This is a genomic window from Pseudomonas sp. MWU13-2517 (assembly GCF_023242545.1).
Lineage (GTDB): Bacteria > Pseudomonadota > Gammaproteobacteria > Pseudomonadales > Pseudomonadaceae > Aquipseudomonas.
The window spans coordinates 1-19,776 of sequence record NZ_JALMFA010000015.1; the positions used below are offsets into that span (position 1 = coordinate 1).

The 19,776-nt window shown below is 59.7% G+C and carries 15 protein-coding genes; 6 read left to right on the plus strand and 9 right to left on the minus strand.

All coding sequences use genetic code 11. From position 1 onward, the window contains the following. Window positions 1-63: 63 nt before the first annotated feature. Window positions 64-1,728 (minus strand): energy-dependent translational throttle protein EttA, encoded by a 1,665-nt coding sequence (ettA, locus tag M5B97_RS20960; RefSeq protein WP_123715805.1) that lies wholly within the window; start codon window positions 1,726-1,728, stop codon window positions 64-66. A gap of 284 nt (window positions 1,729-2,012) precedes the next feature. Between ettA and M5B97_RS20965 the strand changes: the two genes are divergently transcribed. Together M5B97_RS20965 and glyA are read left to right on the plus strand one after the other, a co-directional pair. Next, a complete protein-coding gene (locus M5B97_RS20965; RefSeq protein WP_283101077.1) occupies window positions 2,013-5,864 on the plus strand; it encodes an EAL domain-containing protein in 3,852 nt (1,283 codons plus the stop codon). Between the two features lie 347 nt (window positions 5,865-6,211). Then, on the plus strand, window positions 6,212-7,465 hold the full coding sequence (glyA, locus tag M5B97_RS20970) for a serine hydroxymethyltransferase (RefSeq protein WP_060752305.1): 1,254 nt from the start codon (window positions 6,212-6,214) through the stop codon (window positions 7,463-7,465). Between the two features lie 72 nt (window positions 7,466-7,537). Here the strand turns inward: glyA and yjiA are convergent, their stop codons facing one another. The 3 genes from yjiA to M5B97_RS20985 all read right to left on the minus strand — a co-directional run bounded on the left by yjiA (window position 7,538) and on the right by M5B97_RS20985 (window position 10,926). Further along, window positions 7,538-8,497, minus strand: a complete 960-nt coding sequence (gene yjiA / locus M5B97_RS20975) for a GTPase (protein WP_248732564.1) — start codon at window positions 8,495-8,497, stop codon at window positions 7,538-7,540. Window positions 8,498-8,646: 149 nt separating this feature from the next. Then, a complete protein-coding gene (locus tag M5B97_RS20980; RefSeq protein ID WP_003194308.1) occupies window positions 8,647-8,844 on the minus strand; it encodes a YbdD/YjiX family protein in 198 nt (65 codons plus the stop codon). A gap of 15 nt (window positions 8,845-8,859) precedes the next feature. Further along, window positions 8,860-10,926: a carbon starvation CstA family protein gene (locus M5B97_RS20985; protein WP_123717476.1), complete on the minus strand. Its 2,067-nt coding sequence runs from the start codon at window positions 10,924-10,926 to the stop codon at window positions 8,860-8,862. 173 nt (window positions 10,927-11,099) lie between these two features. Here M5B97_RS20985 and M5B97_RS20990 point away from each other — a divergent pair, with 173 nt between their 5' ends. Then, window positions 11,100-11,468, plus strand: coding sequence for a PilZ domain-containing protein (locus M5B97_RS20990; protein WP_123717475.1), 369 nt, complete (start codon window positions 11,100-11,102; stop codon window positions 11,466-11,468). A gap of 4 nt (window positions 11,469-11,472) precedes the next feature. Here M5B97_RS20990 and M5B97_RS20995 read toward each other — a convergent pair whose 3' ends face one another. From M5B97_RS20995 to M5B97_RS21010, 4 genes are read right to left on the minus strand one after another with little or no spacing between them, the layout of a single operon-like run. Then, the gene (locus M5B97_RS20995) at window positions 11,473-12,210 is read right to left on the minus strand and encodes a hypothetical protein (RefSeq protein WP_134660578.1); all 738 of its coding nucleotides are present in this window, start codon (window positions 12,208-12,210) and stop codon (window positions 11,473-11,475) included. A gap of 16 nt (window positions 12,211-12,226) precedes the next feature. Beyond that, window positions 12,227-13,594 (minus strand): DNA repair protein RadA, encoded by a 1,368-nt coding sequence (gene radA, locus M5B97_RS21000; RefSeq protein ID WP_134660577.1) that lies wholly within the window; start codon window positions 13,592-13,594, stop codon window positions 12,227-12,229. 35 nt (window positions 13,595-13,629) lie between these two features. Further along, a complete protein-coding gene (locus M5B97_RS21005) occupies window positions 13,630-14,169 on the minus strand; it encodes an ankyrin repeat domain-containing protein (RefSeq protein WP_248732565.1) in 540 nt (179 codons plus the stop codon). A gap of 55 nt (window positions 14,170-14,224) precedes the next feature. Further along, complete coding sequence (locus M5B97_RS21010; protein ID WP_248732566.1) at window positions 14,225-15,766, minus strand: catalase; 1,542 nt, start codon at window positions 15,764-15,766, stop codon at window positions 14,225-14,227. A 287-nt stretch (window positions 15,767-16,053) separates the two neighbouring features. Between M5B97_RS21010 and mscL the strand changes: the two genes are divergently transcribed. Further along, window positions 16,054-16,470 carry a large-conductance mechanosensitive channel protein MscL gene (mscL, locus tag M5B97_RS21015; protein ID WP_248732567.1) on the plus strand — a complete coding sequence of 139 codons (417 nt, stop codon included), beginning with the start codon at window positions 16,054-16,056 and terminating at the stop codon, window positions 16,468-16,470. 40 nt (window positions 16,471-16,510) lie between these two features. On the opposite strand, the gene M5B97_RS21020 is transcribed toward mscL, so the two are convergent. Continuing rightward, window positions 16,511-17,287, minus strand: a complete 777-nt coding sequence (locus M5B97_RS21020) for a ferredoxin--NADP reductase (protein ID WP_248732568.1) — start codon at window positions 17,285-17,287, stop codon at window positions 16,511-16,513. Between the two features lie 448 nt (window positions 17,288-17,735). Between M5B97_RS21020 and M5B97_RS21025 the strand changes: the two genes are divergently transcribed. Both M5B97_RS21025 and M5B97_RS21030 read left to right on the plus strand, forming a co-directional pair. After that, window positions 17,736-18,446, plus strand: a complete 711-nt coding sequence (locus M5B97_RS21025) for a LuxR family transcriptional regulator (protein WP_248732569.1) — start codon at window positions 17,736-17,738, stop codon at window positions 18,444-18,446. A gap of 143 nt (window positions 18,447-18,589) precedes the next feature. Continuing rightward, the gene (locus M5B97_RS21030; protein WP_248732570.1) at window positions 18,590-19,714 is read left to right on the plus strand and encodes a methyltransferase; all 1,125 of its coding nucleotides are present in this window, start codon (window positions 18,590-18,592) and stop codon (window positions 19,712-19,714) included. Window positions 19,715-19,776 lie beyond the last annotated feature (62 nt).

Consider the following 19,776-nt stretch of genomic DNA (forward strand, 5'->3'; position numbering starts at 1 on the left):
ATTCACCCTTAACTGACTGGCATTAGCCCCGAGGGGCTCCGCTTTTTCAGACCAGCAACCGAATCAGGCCAGTTTCTTGTGCCGTACACGGTGCGGTTGGGCAGCAGCTTCGCCCAGGCGCTTCTTACGGTCCGCTTCGTACTCGGTGTAGTTACCTTCGAAGAACACCGCTTGGGAGTCATCTTCGTACGCCAGGATGTGAGTCGCGACGCGGTCAAGGAACCACCGGTCGTGAGAAATCACAATGGCGGCGCCCGGGAAGTCCAGCAGGGCTTCTTCCAGGGAACGCAGGGTTTCAACGTCGAGGTCGTTGGACGGTTCGTCGAGCAGCAGCACGTTGCCGCCCTCTTTCAGGGTCAAGGCCAGGTGCAAGCGACCGCGCTCACCACCGGACAGGTCCTTGACGAACTTCTGCTGGTCACCACCCTTGAAGTTGAAACGGCCGACGTAGGTACGCGACGGGATTTCATAGTTGCCGATGCGGATCTGGTCGGAACCGTCGGAAATCTGCTGGAACACGGTTTTGCTGCCGTCGAGGTCGTCGCGGCTTTGATCCACGCACGCAAGCTGCACGGTTTCGCCGATCTCGATGCTGCCGGAATCCGGCGTTTCCTTGCCCATCAGCATGCGGAACAGCGTGGATTTACCCGCACCGTTACCACCGATAACGCCGACGATCGCGCCTTTTGGCATAGAGAACGACAGGTTGTCGATCAATACGCGGTCGCCATAGCCTTTGGTAACGTTCTTGAACTCGATGACCTTGTCACCCAGGCGCGGGCCGGCCGGGATGTAGATCTCGTTGGTTTCGCTGCGCTTCTGGAATTCCTGCGATTGCATTTCTTCAAAGCGTTGCAGACGAGCCTTGGATTTGGACTGGCGGGCCTTGGCGCCTTTGCGCACCCATTCCAGTTCTTCCTTCATGGCTTTTTCATGGGCCGATTGCTGCTTGGATTCGGCGGCCAGACGGTCGGACTTGGCTTCCAGCCAACCGGAGTAGTTGCCCTCGTAAGGAATACCGGCGCCGCGGTCGAGCTCGAGAATCCAGCCGGCCACGTTGTCCAGGAAGTAACGGTCGTGCGTGATCGCAACCACGGTGCCCGGGAAATCGTGAAGGAAGTGTTCCAGCCAGGCGACGGAATCGGCGTCCAAGTGGTTGGTCGGTTCGTCGAGCAGCAACATGTCGGGAGCCGACAGCAGCAGGCGGCACAGGGCTACGCGACGCTTCTCACCACCGGACAGGTGTTCGACCTTGGCGTCCCATGCCGGCAGACGCAGCGCATCGGCGGCGACCTCCAGCTGGCGCTCCAGGTTGTGACCGTCGCCCGCCTGCAGGATGGCTTCGAGCTTGGCCTGTTCGGCGGCAAGCTTGTCGAAGTCGGCATCCGGCTCGGCATAGGCGGCGTAGACCTCATCCAGGCGCGCCTGGGCGTCCTTGATCACGCTGACGGCCTCTTCGACCACTTCACGCACGGTCTTGGCTGGGTCCAGTTGGGGTTCCTGCGGCAGGTAGCCAATGTTCAGTTCCGGCATCGGGCGGGCTTCGCCTTCGAACTCGGTGTCGACGCCGGCCATGATTTTCAGCAGCGTGGATTTACCCGAACCGTTGAGGCCGAGCACGCCGATCTTGGCGCCAGGGAAGAAGGACAGCGAAATGTTTTTCAGGATTTCCCGCTTCGGCGGAACAACTTTTCCCAGCCGATGCATGGTGAAGACGTATTGAGCCATGGTAAACCTAGCGTCAGTGACTGATGAATTAAGCGGGCGAAGCCCGTGCAGGCCATGCGCCACGCGGGCCGTTGACCGTAATCAATGCCTGCGTGCGGAAAAAGCCTGAATGTCTGGGGCTGGAACGCCCTCGCGTAACCGGCAAAGCTACCTCAATGCGCTTGGGCAGTCCAGCCAGGCGGCACTGGCACTTTGCCACAAGTCAAGGCATGCTAGCCGCCCTCCGGGCGTCCGGCTTATAGTGCACGTCGCGCGCCAGTCCAGCCAAACCGCAGGATCACAGCTTGTCCAAAGTCACGCCGCCAACTCCCTTGCGCGCCGCTCATATAGCGCCGGGAGCGCCCCTGCACGGCACCCTCAAAGGCGCGTTGGCGACGCTCGTCCTCATGCTGCTCGCCTTATTGTTCTGGCAACTGCTGGACCAACTGCAGCAAAACCAGAAAAACCAGCAGCAATACACCATCGATTACAGTGCCGACCTGGCCGAACAGATCAGCCTGAACATGGGCCTGAGCGCGCAGATCGCCCTCAACCTGCTGCCCATCGTCGAACCGCCAGGCACTCCCGAGCAGCAACAGACCCTGATGCGCACGTTGCAGCGCTCATTGCCGGAGCTGCGCAGCTTCGCCCTGCTCGCGCCCAGCGGCGCGCTGATCAGCGATACCGCCAGTGACAGCCAGGACAGTGCCTGGCTGGAAGAACTGGTCAAGCGCAGCCACGCCCAGTCCTATTACCTGAGCAACAACAATGATGGCACCGTCATCTATCTGTTGCTGCATCAGCCCAGCGGCGGTTCAAGGATGTACTGGGCCTTACGCCTGGGCCCCAACTACCTGACCACCCTCACGCGCCAGGACGGCCAGGGCCAACGCCCTATGTGGGTGATCGAGAACCGCCTGAACCAGCGCGTGGTCAACCGCGACGGCGGTATGCCGATCCAATCGCCCTCTGCGCTGACCCCGGACGAATTGGATAAAAGCGTACTGGTCACGCCCTTGAGCAAAAGCGACTGGCAATTGCGCGGGTTGTTCGACCGCAGTGCCGTGCTGGAGCAATTGCTGCCTGCGTTTATCGGCAAATGCCTGCTGGGCCTGGCCTTCTCGCTGATCCCGGTGATCGTGCTGCTGAACATGCGCCGCCGTCAGCGCCAGGTGCATGAAGGCCGGCGTCGCTATCAAGACATTTTCGAAGGCACCGGCGTGGCCCTGTGCGTGCTGGACCTGTCGGGCCTGAACAGCTTTTTTGACAGGCCGTACATTCAGACCCGTGAGCAACTGCGTCTTTGGTTGCAGGACAATCCCGACGGGCACAAGCAGTTGCTCAAGGAATTGCGCATCACCGAGGTCAACCAGGTGGCGGTGCGCCTGCTGAACGTGGCGTCTTGCGAGGAAGCCTGGGAACGCTTGATCAATGACTGCCCGAACAGCGCCACGTCCATCGGCCACCAGATAATCGAAGCATTGCGCACTCACCAGAACCAGCTGGAGCTGGAAATCCAGTGCAAGGACATGGTCGGCAACGAGCAATACCTGTGGCTGGTCATGCGCCTGCCGGAGCGGCAGGACGACTTTAATGCGGTGATCCTGAGCATCAGCGATATCACCAGCCGCAAGCTGATCGAGCTGTCGCTGGTCGAGCGCGAGAGCTTCTGGTCGGACGTGGTGCGCACCGTGCCCGACCACCTGTATGTGCAGGACGTCATCAGCCAGCGCATGATTTTCAGCAACCACCATTTGGGCCACACCCTGGGCTACAACAAGGCCGAACTGCAGCAAATGGGTGAATACTTCTGGGAAATCCTGCTGCACCCCGAAGACGCCGAGTACTACCACGACCTGCGCCAGCAACAACGCCAGGCGGGCTATTCGACCCAACTGCAATGCCAGTTGCGCTTTCGCCATCGCAATAACCAGTGGCGGCGCTTCGATATCCGCGAGCAAGCCCTGGCCCGCGACAAGAGCGCAGTGGTCACGCGGATCATCGGCGTGGCCAAGGACATTACCGACCAGATCGAAGCCAGCGAATCCCTGCGCGACAGCGAGCAGCGCTACCGCATGCTGGCCGAGAGCATCAGTGACGTGATCTGCTCCACCGACAGCCAATTGGCCCTCAACTACGTCAGCCCGTCGGTCAATACCGTGCTCGGGTATGACGTGGACTGGGTGCTCAAGAACGGCTGGCAGTCGATTATCGCCAACCCGCAGCAACTGACCGGCATTTATACCCTTGTGGAGCAGGTCAGCCGCGCACTGGGTGATGTAAACGCGCTGAACATTCTGCGCGATGAAGTCCAGACCCAGTTGTTCCTGTTCGACTGCCTGCGCGCCGACGGCCGCAAGGTGCCGATCGAGTTGCGCCTGGTGCTGGTGTGGGATGAGCACGGCGCGTTCGAGGGCATCCTCGGTGTAGGCCGCGATATCAGCCAGCAACGCCGCGCAGAGAAGGACCTGCGCATGGCCGCCACGGTGTTCGAACACTCAACGTCGGCGATCCTGATCACCGACCCGGCCGGTTATATCGTGCAGGCCAACGAGGCGTTCAGCCGGGTCAGCGGGTATGCCGTAGCGGATGTGCTCGACCAGTTGCCCAACATGCTCACCGTCGACGAACAACAGGAAGCCCACCTGCGTTACGTGCTCAAGCAGTTGCACCAGCACAGCACTTGGGAAGGCGAAGTGTGGCTCAAGCGCCGCAACGGCGAACACTACCCGGCCTGGGTCGGTATTACTGCCGTGTTCGACGACGAAGGCGACCTGGCCAGCTACGTGTGTTTCTTCAGTGATATCAGCGAGCGCAAGGCCAGCGAACAACGCATCCATCGCCTGGCGTATTACGACGCCCTCACCCACCTGCCCAACCGCACGCTGTTCCAGGACCGTCTGCACACGGCGTTGCAGTCGGCCGAGCGGCAGAAGTCGTGGGTGGTGCTGATGTTCCTCGACCTCGACCGTTTCAAGCCGATCAACGACTCCCTGGGCCACGCCGCCGGCGACCGCATGCTCAAGGAAATGGCGACGCGCCTGTTGGGGTGCGTGGCCGAAGACGACACCGTGGCACGCATGGGGGGCGACGAGTTCACCTTGCTCCTGCAACCGCGCGTCAGCCGCGACATGGCACTGAACCGGGCTATCACGGTGGCCGAGCAGATTCTCGCGAGCCTGGTACGACCGTTTGTACTGGAAGGCCGCGAATTCTTCGTGACCGCCAGTATCGGCATCGCCTTGAGCCCGCAGGACGGCAACGAGCTGAGCCAGCTGATGAAAAACGCCGACACTGCGATGTATCACGCCAAGGAGCGCGGCAAGAATAACTTCCAGTTCTACCAGGCCGACATGAACGCCAGCGCCTTGGAACGCCTGGAGCTGGAAAGCGACCTGCGCCACGCCCTGGACCAGAACGAATTCGTGCTTTATTACCAACCGCAATTCAGCGGCGACGGCAAACGCCTGACGGGCGCCGAAGCCCTGCTGCGCTGGCGCCATCCACGTCGCGGCCTGGTGCCGCCGGGGGATTTCATACCCGTACTGGAAGAGTTGGGCCTGGTGGTGGACGTGGGCGACTGGGTGCTCAGTGAAGCCTGCCGCCAACTCAAGACCTGGCACCACAACAAGGTGAGGGTGCCCAAAGTCTCGGTGAATATCTCGGCACGACAGTTCTCGGATGGTCAGTTGGGTGAGCGCATCGCCACTATCCTCAAGGACACGGACCTGCCCCCGGCGTGCTTGGAGCTGGAGTTGACCGAAAGTATCCTGATGCGCGAGGTCAACGAAGCCATGCAGATCCTCGCCAGCCTGAAAAACCTGGGCCTGAGCATTGCGGTGGATGACTTCGGCACCGGTTATTCATCGCTCAACTACCTCAAGCAGTTCCCCATCGACGTGCTGAAGATCGACCGCACTTTTGTCGATGGCCTGCCGTCGGGTGAGCAGGATGCCCAGATCGCCCGCGCCATTATCGCCATGGCCCACAGCCTGAACCTGGCCGTGATCGCCGAAGGCGTGGAAACCCATGAGCAACTGGACTTCCTGCGCGAGCATGGCTGCGATGAGGTGCAGGGCTATCTGTTTGGCCGGCCGATGCCAGCCAACCGGTTCGAGGCGCAGTTCAGCAATGATGCGCTGTTCATGTTCGACTGATTGAGGCCATTAGCTCCAATCATCCCTCGAACATGAACAGCGCAGCGGCAAGCTTGAAGCTACAAGCGGCAAGCTGGAGCCGATCGGCTTTTACTTGCGGTTTGTAGCTTGGTTCGACTGATTGAGGCCACCCGCTCCAATCAATCCCTCGAACATGAATGGCGCAGCGACAAGCTTGAAGCTACAAGCGGCAAGCTGGAACCGATCAGCTTTTACTTGCGGCTTGTAGCTTGCAGCTTGCAACTTGAAGCCGGCAATTCATCGCCATGACTACCTTTCATACCCCTTCTAAAAGCGCCTGGGTTAGAATGCCCTCCTTTTCTGCCCCCCGATCCTTGAGGACCGCCATGTTCAGCCGTGATTTGACTATTGCCAAGTACGACGCCGATCTCTTCGCCGCCATGGAGCAAGAAGCTCAGCGCCAGGAAGAGCACATTGAGCTGATCGCTTCGGAAAACTACACCAGCCCTGCGGTGATGGAGGCTCAAGGTTCGGTTCTGACCAACAAGTACGCCGAAGGCTACCCGGGCAAGCGCTACTACGGTGGTTGCGAGTACGTCGACGTGGTTGAGCAACTGGCTATTGATCGCGCCAAGGAACTGTTCGGCGCCGATTACGCCAACGTCCAGCCGCACGCGGGCTCCCAAGCCAACAGCGCCGTGTACCTGGCCCTGCTGCAAGGCGGCGACACCATCCTGGGCATGAGCCTGGCCCACGGCGGTCACCTGACCCACGGCGCCAGCGTCTCCTCCTCCGGCAAGCTGTACAACGCCGTTCAATACGGTATCGATGCCAACGGCCTGATCGACTACGACGAAGTCGAGCGCCTGGCGGTTGAACACAAGCCGAAAATGATCGTGGCCGGTTTCTCTGCCTACTCGCAGATCCTGGATTTCCCACGCTTCCGCGCCATTGCCGACAAAGTCGGTGCTTACCTGTTCGTCGACATGGCCCACGTGGCGGGTCTGGTCGCCGCAGGCGTATATCCGAACCCGGTGCCTTACGCTGACGTGGTGACCACCACCACCCACAAGACCCTGCGCGGTCCACGTGGCGGCCTGATCCTGGCTCGCGCCAACGCCGATATCGAGAAGAAACTCAACTCCGCCGTATTCCCTGGCGCCCAGGGTGGCCCGCTGGAGCACGTGATCGCGGCTAAAGCGATCTGCTTCAAGGAAGCCCTGCAGCCTGAGTTCAAGGCTTACCAGCAGCAAGTGGTGAAAAACGCCCAGGCCATGGCCAAGGTGTTTATCGACCGCGGCTTCGACGTGGTATCGGGCGGTACTGAAAACCACCTGTTCCTGCTGTCGCTGATCAAGCAGGACATCTCCGGTAAAGATGCTGACGCCGCCCTGGGCAAAGCCTTCATCACCGTGAACAAGAACTCCGTGCCGAACGACCCACGTTCGCCGTTCGTTACTTCCGGCCTGCGCTTCGGCACTCCGGCTGTGACCACTCGTGGCTTCAAGGAAGCAGAGTGCAAGGAACTGGCGGGCTGGATCTGCGACATCCTGGCTGATCTGAACAACGAAGCCGTGATCGACGCGGTCCGTGAGAAGGTCAAGGCCATCTGCAAAAAGCTGCCGGTATACGGCGCTTGATAGCAGTGGTTTGAATAAAAAGCCCGGCTCAAGAGCCGGGCTTTTTTGTGGGAGCAAGTCCCACCTTTCAAGTCAGGGTTGGTAGACCTTGGCAAAGCCTTCGCGGATCTTGTCCTGCGGCAACTCATCGGCAATAAACACGATCACACTCTCCCGCGCCTCTCCCTCCGCCCATTCGGTGTCCCAATCGAACCCGTACAGCTTGAGCACGCCCTGGAACACCATGCGTCGATCCTCACCGGCAATGTTCAGCACACCTTTGTAGCGCAATAGCTGCTTGCCGTGATCCTCCAGCAACGCATTCATGAACTCGCTGAGGCGATCAATATCCAGCGGCTCTTCGGTGCGCAGCACCAGGCTTGAAATGCGATCGATGGAAGGCGCAGCACTCACCGGGCGCAGCGTCATGCCGGCGTTGAGGTTGAAACCGCGCACATCGAGCAATTCAGCCAGGTCGATATTGCCGTGGTCGACCACCCGAATCGGCGCACGGCGATTGATGCGGGTCAGGCGCTGGCTGAGGGCGTCAAACGTCGCGTCATCCACCAGGTCACGCTTGCTCACCAGCAGGCGGTCGGCGAAACCGATCTGGGCCTGGGCGATGGTCTGGGTCAGGTGATGTTCGGCGTGGGCTGCATCCACCAGGGTGATGATGCCGTCGAGGATGTAGCGCTCGCGCAGTTCTTCGTCGATGAAAAACGTCTGGGCCACAGGTGCGGGGTCGGCCAGGCCGGTGCATTCGATCACCAGGCGGTCGAAGGTGATCTCACCGCTGTCCAGGCGCTCCAGCAGCAGGTACAGGGCTTTGGTCAGGTCGGTGTGAATGGTGCAGCACACGCAGCCGTTCGACAGGGTCATGACTTGTACCGGTTCATCACCCAACAGTTGAGTGTCGATACCGGCGTCGCTGAATTCGTTTTCGATCACGGCGATTTTCAGGCCGTGCTCGGCTTTCAGCAGGTGGCGCAGCAAGGTGGTCTTGCCGGCACCGAGGAAACCGCTGAGGACGGTGACGGGTATGGGAGAGGACAAAAATAGTCTCCTTGCGCAACACAGAAACAAATATGGGAGAGGGCTTGCTCCCGATAGCGCAGTGTCAGTGACCTATTCAGTGCCTGACACACGGCTATCGGGAGCAAGCCCCCTCCCACAGTCGATCACCGCCAACCCGCACTAACGGGTCAGCAGCACTTGGGTCCACCCTTGCCACCGTAACGGGCTTCCTGGCGCTCCCGGAAGAACGCCTTGTAGTCCATCACCGGTTTGTCCGGGTGCTTGGTTTGCATATGCTCGACGTAAGTGTCGTAGTCGGGCATGCCGACCATCAGGCGCGCGGCCTGACCGAGGTATTTACCGAGGCGACTGATGTCATTGAACATGGTTGCAATCCTCGATTACGCGTCCGGAACAGCCTGGAATGGGGCTTCTTTATCCGTACGTTCTTTGTTGCCCCAGGCGGCGACGCCAACCTTGAGCGCATAGAACAGGATACTGAACACCACAAACAGGAACAGCGCCGTCAGCGTTGCGTTGGTATAGGCGTTGTAGATCACGTGCTGCATCTGGTCGATGCTCTTGGCCGGGGCCAGGATCTGGCCGTTGGCCAGGGCATCGCTGTATTTCTTGGCCAGCGACAGGAAGCCGATCGCCGGGTTCGCATCGAACAGCTTGATGAAGCCCGCGGTGGTGGTGCAGATCAGCAGCCATACCGCCGGCAGCAAGGTGACCCAGATGTAGCGCTGGCGTTTCATTTTGATCAGCACCACGGTACCCAGCATCAACGCGATACCCGCGAGCATCTGGTTGGAGATACCGAACAGCGGCCACAAGGTATTGATGCCGCCCAGTGGGTCGATCACGCCTTGATACAGCAAGTAACCCCACATCGCTACGCAACCTGCGGTAGCGATCAGGTTGGCGGTCCAGGATTCGGTGCGCTTGAGCGCCGGCACGAAGGAGCCCAACAGGTCCTGCAGCATGAAGCGACCGGCACGGGTGCCCGCGTCGACGGCGGTGAGGATGAACAGCGCTTCGAACAGGATCGCGAAGTGGTACCAGAACGCCATGGTGTTTTCACCCGGCAGAACGCTGTGCAGGATCTGCGCGATACCGACCGCCAGGGTCGGCGCACCACCGGCCCGGGCCAGGATGGTGGTTTCACCGATGTCGTGAGCCACCGCTTGCAGCGCCTCAGGCGTAATCGCAAAGCCCCAGCTGCTGACGGTTTGCGCCACAGCCATCACATCCCCACCCACCACCGCAGCCGGGCTGTTCATGGCGAAGTACACGCCTGGCTCGATCACCGAAGCGGCAACCATTGCCATGATGGCGACGAACGACTCCATCAACATGCCGCCGTAGCCGATGTAGCGGGCATTGGCTTCGTTATCCAGCAGCTTGGGCGTGGTGCCCGAGGAAATCAGTGCGTGGAACCCCGACACCGCGCCACAGGCGATGGTGATGAACAGAAACGGGAACAGGCCGCCCTTCCAGACCGGGCCGGTGCCGTCGATAAATTGGGTCAGGGCCGGCATCTTCAGCACTGGCATGGTGACCAGGATGCCGATGGCCAGGGCAATGATGGTGCCGATTTTCAGGAAGGTAGACAGGTAGTCACGTGGCGCGAGGATCAACCACACCGGCAGTACTGCAGCGACGAAGCCGTAGCCGATCAGCATCCAGGTAATCTGAATACCGGTGAAGGTGAAGGCTTTGGCCCAGACCGGGTCGGCGGCGATCTGCCCGCCCAGCCAGATCGAGCCCAGCAGCAGGAACACGCCGATAATCGAAATCTCACCGATACGACCCGGGCGGATGTAGCGCATGTACACGCCCATGAACATCGCGATCGGGATGGTCGCCATCACCGTGAAGATGCCCCATGGGCTCTCAGCCAGCGCTTTTACGACGATCAGCGCCAGCACCGCGAGGATGATGATCATGATCAGGAAGCAGCCGAACAGCGCGATAGTCCCCGGGATACGGCCCATCTCTTCGCGGACCATGTCGCCCAGCGAACGGCCATTGCGCCGGGTGGACAGGAACAGCACCATGAAGTCCTGTACTGCACCGGCCAGCACCACACCGGCGATCAGCCAAAGCGTGCCGGGCAGGTAGCCCATTTGCGCCGCCAACACCGGGCCGACCAGCGGGCCTGCACCGGCAATCGCCGCAAAGTGGTGACCAAACAGAATGTGTTTGTTGGTCGGCACATAGTCCAGACCGTCGTTATTGACCACTGCGGGGGTGGCCCGCCGTGGGTCGAGTTGCATCACGTTGTTAGCGATGAACAAGCTGTAGTAGCGATAAGCAACCAGATAAATGGCCACCGCCGCGACCACAATCCACAAGGCGTTGATCGCCTCGCCTCGGCGCAAGGCCACTACGCCCAGGGCGCACGCTCCTAAGATTGCCAGCACCAGCCAGGGTAGGTGGCGTAGCAGGCTATTATTATTTTTCATTTTTATATTCCAGCCAGGGTGGACAGAAGGACAGCCAACCCGAGTTTAGCGCTGTTGGCCTCAAAGGCCACCCCCCTACGTTGGTCTAGAGCCTTGCAACGGCAAAAAAAGCAGAAAAAGACGCCCGATGATAGCGCAGGGCTACACTGCTTCTATCCACAGAGGGATTCACCATGACCGACCACTCGCCAGACCGTCGCTGTTTCCGCCGGATCGCGATTGACGCTGTGACCGAACTTCGGCAAAACGGCCATGAATGGCCAGTGAAATTGGTAGATTTGTCGCTAAAGGGTTTAGCGATAAAACGGCCCGAGCCCTGGAAGGGCAATAAGGCGCTGCCGTTCGACGTGGATATCCGCCTCGATCCGAAGGCACATATAAAGATGCAGGTGAAGCTGACCCACGAGGAGGACGGCCAATTGGGTTTCGTGTGCAAAGAAATCGACCTGGACTCGATCAGCCATCTGCGCCGGCTGATCGAGCTGAACCTGGGTGACCCGGAAGAACTCGAGCGGGAACTCGGCGCTTTACTGGAAGTGTGATCACTCAGGGAAATGCGGTTCGTGCCGGGAAGTCGCTTTCCATGTCCCAGTAACCCTTTCTCTGGCTTGAAGTGCTCTGCCATTGCCCGTCGACAAAGCGATAAGTCTGATAACGGGTGGTGAAATCATCCTCTTCGCCTTCACCTTCGCCCTCCATGAAGGATGAAACCTGCAACAACTCATCCGGCCCGCCGCTGGCCGGATGAGCCACTTTCCAGGCCGCCTTGCCCGTGTGGGCCAGGGTCAACGGCTGGACTTTGCCCTCGGCATTCTTGTAGCTCATCGGCTTGAGTTGCTGTGTGGCCGGTTGCAACAGTTGGGTGGCCGGGCCGCTGTAGGTGCCCATCGACGCGGTTTGATCAACGATCAAAAAATACACAGGTTCGGGCAGCCCGTTGAGCGCAGCTTTCTTGACCTTGGCCAACGGGTAGCCCAGGTCCTCTTGCGCAATCTCCTCACCGGCAGCCGACACCAACCGCACGCGGGCTTCAAGCAGCGGGTTGTCGACCAGGTCGCCGGGTTCGTCAAACGAGTCTTCAAGCTGCCCGTTGCCCCAACTGTCCTTATGCAGCTGCGCGCTGATGCGCTGGTCTTCCAGCACTTGCAACTGACGGCCCTCTTCGATCGTCAGCGTCTGCGCCAGGCGGTAACCGGCCGGTAGCTGCGCAGCCCAGGCCATGGCGGGTGCGCCGACCAGCAGGACAAACAGGGCCGCGAGGCCCGGGTAACTCAATCGTTGCATAGCGTCCCTTCCCGATTTATTCGAACAGTGCGTCCAACGCCTGCTCCAGGCGCGTGACAGCAATAATTTGCAAACCTGCCGGCGACTCTTTCGGCGCGTTGCCCTTGGGCACGATGGCGCGCTTGAAGCCATGCTTGGCGGCCTCCTTCAAGCGCTCCTGGCCACTGGGCACCGGGCGCACTTCGCCAGACAGGCCGACTTCACCAAACACCAGCAGGTCATGGGGCAATGGCCGATTGCGCAGGCTGGACATCACTGCCGCCATCAACGCCAGGTCGGACGCGGTTTCCAGCACCTTGACCCCGCCGACCACGTTGAGGAACACGTCCTGGTCGTGAGTCGGGATACCACCATGGCGGTGCAATACCGCCAGCAGCATCGCGAGGCGGTTCTGGTCCAGACCAAGCGTTACGCGACGCGGGTTGGCCAAGTGGCTGTCATCCACCAGCGCCTGCACTTCCACCAGCATCGGGCGGGTACCTTCCCACGTTGCCATCACCACACTGCCCGGGACCTCTTCCTGAGCACGCGTCAGAAAAATTGCCGACGGGTTGGAGACTTCTTTCAGCCCACGGTCCGTCATGGCAAACACGCCCAACTCGTTCACCGCGCCGAAACGGTTCTTCACCGCGCGCAGCAGGCGCAAGCGCCCATCGGACTCGCCCTCGAAATACAGCACAGTGTCGACCATATGTTCAAGCACGCGTGGCCCGGCCAGCGCACCTTCTTTGGTCACGTGGCCGACCAGGAAGATCGCCGTGCCGCTCTGCTTGGCATACCGCACCAGCAGCGCCGCGCTTTCACGCACCTGGGACACACCGCCCGGCGCCGACTGCAATTGCTCGGTGAAAATGGTCTGGATCGAGTCGATCACCATGACCTTGGGCTTTTCGATACGGGCCGTGGCGATAATGCTCTCGATGCAGGTTTCGGTCATCACCCGCAGTTGGTCCTGGGGCAAGCCGAGACGCCGGGCGCGCATGGCCACTTGCTGCTGGGACTCTTCGCCAGTGACGTAGAGCGCTGGCATACGGCTGGCGATGCTGCACAAGGTTTGCAGCAGGATGGTGGACTTGCCGATGCCCGGGTCGCCGCCGATCAACACCACCGAGCCATCCACCAAGCCACCGCCGAGGACACGGTCCAGCTCACCGGACGCCGTGGAGAAACGCGGGATTTCTTCAACACTGACTTCGGCCAGGGTCTTGATCTGGGCCTGTTGCCCGGTCCAGCCGGCGCGGCCGGCAGGCGCCGCCGCACCGCCGCTTTCGATCATGGTTTCAGTCAGGGTATTCCACGCGCCGCACTCGCCGCACTGGCCGGCCCACTTGGGAAAGGTCGCGCCGCACTCCGTGCAGCCGTACATGCGCTTGGCCTTTGCCATTTGAGAACCTCCAACCGAAAAACCGCGATGATAGCTCAGCGCGGCGCCGGGGTCCGGATTTCACCGCTGGCCAATCGTGAAGCACTGTTGCCGAGCCGGTCCTCGGCGTTGAGATCGGCACCTTTGGCTTGCAACTCATCAAGCAACTCGATGCGCTTGAACAAGCCTGCGTACATGGCCGCTGTCTGCCCGGCGCCGTTGCGCTGGTCGGGGTTGCAATCGGTGGCCAGCAGGCGTTGGGCGATTTTCAGCTCGCCCTTGAAGATCGCGCCCATCAGCGCCGTGTTGCCGCGCTTGTCCTGCACACAGGCGTCGGCGCCGGCGTTGAGCAAACGGTCCACGAAAGGTCCCTGGCCGTGGTAGGCGGCGAGGATCAGTGCGGTGTAACCCTTGTCGTCCTGGGTGTTGAGGCTGTAGCCGGATTCGATAAAGGTATTGAGCATGTCGAGGTCGCCACGGCGGGCGGCGTCAAAGTAATAATCCTGAAGCTGCGCCTTGAGTGCAGCTGGTTCGGGGGTCTCGGCATGGGCGACAAACGCCAGCATGGCCATCAGCAAACCGATGGAAATTCGCATAGGGTTCTCCTGTCAGAGATCGACGCCCCCTCGGGCGTCGATCGGAACCACCGGATCAGTCGGTGAGTTTTTCCGCCAGCGCTTTCACACGTGCCAAATCACCCTTGGCGACCTTGGCCACGCCGGTGCCGTACTCCGGATCGGCTTTGTAGAGGAACGACAGGATGATGTGCTTGCTCTCGTCATCGGTGGTGGCCAGGGAGCCGCCAAAGTTGTCGATCAAGTCCTGGCGTTCTTTCTTGCTGTAGGACCGGTACAGATCACCGGCCTGCTTGAAGTTCTGCTCACGCTGGATCTTCGCCTGCTGAGTGCTGCCCGACAGCGCCGACTGGCTGTAGCGCGCGGTTTGCGGCTCTTCCCGTGGCATCAGTCGGCTCGGCTGGTAATTCACGCCGGTGGTGGTCTCGCCGAAATTCATCGCGCCGTCCTGGTTACCGTTATTGACGGTCACTCGTGGGGCATTGATCGGCAGTTGCAGGGCGTTAGCCCCCAGGCGATACATCTGAGTGTCGGCATAGGAGAACACCCGGCCCTGCAGCAAACGGTCTTCCGACGGTTCGATGCCCGGTACCAGGTTGGCCGGGGCCATGGCGACTTGCTCGGTTTCCTGGAAGACGTTGGCCGGGTTGCGGTTCAGCATCATTTGCCCGACTTTGCGCTCCGGCACGTTCGGCCAGATCTTGGTGGCGTCCAGCGGGTCGAAATCAAACTTGGCCAAGTCCTCGGGCTTGAGTACTTGCACATACAAATCCCACTTGGGGAAATCGCCCTTATTGATATGGGTGACCAAGTCGTTGGTCATATGGCTGTAATCACGCCCCTGGACTTCGGTGACTTGCTTGGGATCAAGGTTCTTGATGCCTTGCAGGCTCTTCCAGTGGAACTTGACGTAGTGCACTTCGCCCTTGGCGTTGATCAACTTGTAGGCATGTACACCATTGCCGTCCATTTCCCGGTAACTGGCCGGGGTACCGGAGTCGGAGTACAGCTCGGTCAGCGTACGGGTGGACTCTGGAACATGGGAGAAGAAGTCAAAGCGGCGCGAGTCGTCGTCCAGGTTAGTGCGTGGGTCCGGTTTGAAGGCGTGGACCATGTCAGGAAACTTGATGGCGTCGCGGATAAAGAACGTCGGGAAGTTATTGCCCACCAGGTCCCAGTTACCCTCGGCGGTATAGAACTTGGTGGCGAACCCCCGTGGGTCACGCAGGGTTTCCGGCGAATGGTTGCCGTGAACGACCGCAGAGAAACGCACAAACACGGGCGTGCTTTCGCCGGCTGCGAACACTTTGGCCTTGGTCAGATCACTGAGGTTATCGGTGACCGTGAAGGTGCCATGGGCGCCGGTGCCACGGGCGTGCACAACACGCTCCGGAATGCGCTCGCGGTCAAAACGCTGCAGCTTCTGAATCAACTGCACATCTTGCAGCAGTACCGGGCCATTGGCACCGGCGGTTTGTGAATTCTGGTTGTCACCGACGGCTGCACCGTTGTCCCGGGTCAGGTTCGCGGCTTGTACGGAGAGGGAAAGCAGGCTGGCGGTCACCAGCGCCAGCGCGTGACGCGCCGATACTGGCCTGCGGTTCATGGGAGTGTTCATCAAGGTTTCCTCTGGTTTTTTTAATGCACATTCAGTTGTGCTTGCCAGAGGCTAGTGACCTGGGAGTCAGAAGATAAATAGAAAAACGCCACAGGGCCGATTAAGAAAATAATATTGTAAGTGCCTGAAATCAGCGGTAAAACGCGCGCGATTGATGGCACTTTGCAAACTATTTGCGTTTTAATGTGTCGATAAGAACCGACAGTGTTAACGGTTGTTTCAAGCAAGGCTGCTACGACTGACTTACACTGACCTCCACCCTTCTCATCTGTAACAAGGAATAACTTATGGGCGTGATCAGTGAGTTCAAGGCCTTCGCCGTCAAAGGCAATGTGGTCGATATGGCCGTCGGTATCATCATCGGTGCCGCCTTCGGTAAAATTGTTTCCTCGTTTGTAGGGGACGTGGTGATGCCTCCCATCGGCCTGCTGATCGGTGGCGTGGACTTCGCAGACCTGGCCGTGCAACTCAAAGCAGCGCAAGGCAATGCTCCGGCAGTGGTGCTGGCCTATGGCAAGTTCATCCAAAGCGTCATCGACTTCGTGATCATCGCGTTCGCGATCTTCATGGGCGTGAAGGCAATCAATCGCCTGAAGCGCGAAGAAGCAGTGGCTCCAACCCTGCCGCCGACGCCGACCAAAGAAGAGGAGTTGCTCACCGAGATCCGCGACCTGCTCAAGGCTCAGAACAACAAACCGCTTTAACCCATGAAAACCAGAAGGCGCCTTTCGAGGCGCCTTTTTTCTACCAGTAGTTTTCCACTGCCACCTGGCCCGGACGACGGCTCAGGCTCAGTTGCATATCCCGCTGCTTGAGCAATTGGCGCGTGTCATCGACCATTTGCGGGTTACCGCAAATCAGTACGCGAGCGTGTTCCGCGGTCAGCTCGACGCCGGCCGCACGCTCCAGCTCTCCGTTTTCGATCAAGGTGGTGATGCGCCCATTCAGCGCACCCGGGTGCTGCTCACGGGTCACGATGGGGATATAGGTGAGCTTGTGGGCGTGTTCGGCCAGGTATTCACGCTCACCCAGCTCGCGGATCAACGATTGGTAGGCCAGCTCTTTGGCTTCCCGGGCGCTGTACACCAGCACGATACGTTCGAATTTCTCCCAGACCTCGAAGTCCTGCAGGATCGACAGGAAGGGGGCCACACCGGTGCCGGTCCCCAGCAGCCACAGGTCACGCCCATCCACAAAGCGGCTCAGGGTCAGGAAGCCCGTGGCCTGGCGCTCCACCATCAGGGTATCGCCCACCTGCAAGCGGCTCAGCTCACTGGTGAATTCGCCCCCCGGCACGACAATGGAAAAGAAATCCAAGTGCTCGTCAAAGGGAGAGGACACGATGGAATAGGCGCGCCATACCGTACTGCCATCCGCCTTGGTCACCCCCAGGCGCACGAACTGGCCGGCGGTGAACCGAAAGCCTGGGTCACGGGTGGTGCGCAAGGTAAACAGGCTGGGGGTCAACGATTGCACGTCGAGCAAGGTCTGGCGGGTAAATTTCTCAGCACTGGCCGTCATGGGGAACTCCGCTTTGCACAGGGCTCTAGTGTCCCTCAAAGCAGCCTGCGCAAACACCGCTGATTTGTACTGGCATTGCCGTGGGCAAAAGCGTCGGTAACCCGTACCAGTACAGATCTCGAAAAGCTCAAACCACGATCCACAAATGGAAAATTAGTTGAACAAACTATTTCGCTATTAACCCGTCAACCATTCATTGAGATATGAACAGACGCGCAAAAAGCCATCATTCCGACACTACCTACAACCCTTCAATTCAATAAAAAATTTAACTCCGCCCATGTTTTTTATACAAGAAGATGCCCGACGTACAAATTATTAGTGCTAAAGCTCCAATTACCTGTCCTATTTTTCATGTTCACACGTAAGCCATGTCCTACACTCATTTCCGTGGTGCACTGGGACGAAAAGAGCCCCCACGCCACGTAAAATCCATGGAGAGTTACAAATGGTGAAATGGCGCAATACCCGGCTCCCCAAACTGGAGGGTGAAAACGAGATCACCAGTGTGTTTGAAATGGTCCTTAACCATACTTATGAACTCGGCTTCCAATACTGCTCCTTTACAATGAGCACCCAACTAGCTGACAACCAAACTAAACCGATTCAATTCAATAATTACCCAAAGGAATGGAATGAACTGTATCAACAGGCACACCTCTCCCACGTAGACCCGATTATTGACCACTGCAAACGCTGCGTACTGCCCATCGTCTGGGAAAAAAAAGCATTCGATGCAGCCCCCAACTTATGGTCGCTGGCCCAATCGCTTGGGGTGAACTGTGCGTGGACGCAACCCGTGCATGATTTCAAGGGGGTCTACAGCATGCTGACCCTCGCGCGCAGCAGTGGTGAAGTGAGCCCACAGGAGCTGTATGAGAAAGCCGGCCAAGTGTTATGGCTCTGCCATGCAATGCACGCGGTGGTCGCGCAAAAGTACACCGAGGGGCCCAATGCGTCGCAGTGCTGCAAACTGACCCCCCGTGAAACGGAAATACTCAAATGGTCGGCCATGGGCAAGACCGCCGGAGACATCGCGACGATTCTCTGCCTGTCCGAGCGCACCGTAGGCTTTCACATCAAAAGCACGTTCAACAAACTGGGGGTCAACAATAAGATCGCCGCCGTGCTCAGAGCCTCCAAAGCGGGGTTGCTTTAGCCGACACGGAAACACCGCATGTCATCAGACTCAAAAAAAAGTAACATTTACGCGCCCTTCTGAGTGATGAGCAGCGCCTTCAGGTGCCATCTCGTAGTTCGCTCAGGCGGTTCCGCCGATGATTACCCAGAGCCCCCCTCGCCATGCCCCTGCTCCACAGCCCTTTCGCCCAGCTCAATCTGATCCGCCAACCCGAGCAACATAACGATCCGCTGCAAGCCTTCGATGCCGCCGACGAGTACCTGCTCGACTACCTGGCGCAACAGCAGCCGGCTGCAACCACCCGTGTGCTGGTGCTCAATGACAGCTTTGGTGCCCTGGCCGCCAGCATTGAGGGGCAGGTGCAAGTCACCTCCAGCGGTGATTCGTTTCTCGCCGCCCTTGGGTTGGAAAAAAACCTGGTGCGCAACGGTAAGGCGTTTGACGCAGTGACGTTCATCCCGGCCAGCCAGGTGCCCACGGGGCCGTTCGATCGGGTGCTGATCCGCGTGCCGAAAACTTTGGCGCTACTGGAAGAACAGTTGATCCGCCTGCAGGGCCAATTGGCACCGGGCGCCGAAGTGATCGCCGGGGCGATGATCAAGCACCTGCCACGGGCCGCGGGAGAGTTGCTGGAACGCTACATCGGGCCGATGCACGCCTCACTGGCGGTCAAAAAGGCGCGTTTGTTGATTGCTACCGTCGAGCAGCGCCCGACAGCGGTCTCGCCCTACCCCACCCGTTACGCCCTCGACGCACCGGCTATCGAACTGCTCAATCACGCCAACGTGTTCTGCCGCGAGGGCCTGGATATCGGCACCCGCGCCTTCCTGCCCCACCTACCGAAAAACCTGGGCAGCGCCCGCGTGGCGGACTTGGGCTGCGGCAACGGCGTATTGGCGATCGCCAGTGCCCTGCAAAACCCCGACGCGCAGTACACCCTGGTGGATGAGTCCTATATGGCGGTGCAATCGGCCGCCGAGAACTGGCAAGCGGCGCTGGGTGAGCGCAACGTGTCGATACGCGCCGGCGACGGCCTGGCCGGCCAGGAAGCGCAGTCGCTGGACGTGGTGCTCTGCAACCCGCCTTTTCACCAGCAACAGGTGGTCGGCGACTTCCTCGCCTGGCGCATGTTCCAGCAGGCACGGGAAACGTTGGTCGTGGGTGGTGCCCTTTATATCGTCGGCAACCGTCACTTGGGCTATCACACCAAGCTCGCCCGCTTGTTCCGGGGGGTCGAGCAAATCGCCACCACTCCAAAATTCGTGATTATCAAAGCGCGCAAATAAAAAAACCCTGCCACTCTTGCAAATGGCAGGGCTGAAAACCGGGCCGCGAGGCCCGGATTGGG

Bases quoted from the DNA above. Each gene is read 5' to 3' on its own strand.
- radA (WP_134660577.1), bottom strand. From the start codon at position 13,594: ATGGCAAAGGCCAAGCGCATGTACGGCTGCACGGAGTGCGGCGCGACC.
- M5B97_RS21010 (WP_248732566.1), bottom strand. From the start codon at position 15,766: ATGAACACTCCCATGAACCGCAGGCCAGTATCGGCGCGTCACGCGCTG.
- M5B97_RS21030 (WP_248732570.1), top strand. From the start codon at position 18,590: ATGCCCCTGCTCCACAGCCCTTTCGCCCAGCTCAATCTGATCCGCCAA.
- M5B97_RS21005 (WP_248732565.1), bottom strand. From the start codon at position 14,169: ATGCGAATTTCCATCGGTTTGCTGATGGCCATGCTGGCGTTTGTCGCC.
- mscL (WP_248732567.1), top strand. From the start codon at position 16,054: ATGGGCGTGATCAGTGAGTTCAAGGCCTTCGCCGTCAAAGGCAATGTG.
- M5B97_RS20985 (WP_123717476.1), bottom strand. From the start codon at position 10,926: ATGAAAAATAATAATAGCCTGCTACGCCACCTACCCTGGCTGGTGCTG.
- M5B97_RS20995 (WP_134660578.1), bottom strand. From the start codon at position 12,210: ATGCAACGATTGAGTTACCCGGGCCTCGCGGCCCTGTTTGTCCTGCTG.
- M5B97_RS20990 (WP_123717475.1), top strand. From the start codon at position 11,100: ATGACCGACCACTCGCCAGACCGTCGCTGTTTCCGCCGGATCGCGATT.
- ettA (WP_123715805.1), bottom strand. From the start codon at position 1,728: ATGGCTCAATACGTCTTCACCATGCATCGGCTGGGAAAAGTTGTTCCG.
- M5B97_RS21020 (WP_248732568.1), bottom strand. From the start codon at position 17,287: ATGACGGCCAGTGCTGAGAAATTTACCCGCCAGACCTTGCTCGACGTG.
- M5B97_RS21025 (WP_248732569.1), top strand. From the start codon at position 17,736: ATGGTGAAATGGCGCAATACCCGGCTCCCCAAACTGGAGGGTGAAAAC.
- glyA (WP_060752305.1), top strand. From the start codon at position 6,212: ATGTTCAGCCGTGATTTGACTATTGCCAAGTACGACGCCGATCTCTTC.
- M5B97_RS20980 (WP_003194308.1), bottom strand. From the start codon at position 8,844: ATGTTCAATGACATCAGTCGCCTCGGTAAATACCTCGGTCAGGCCGCG.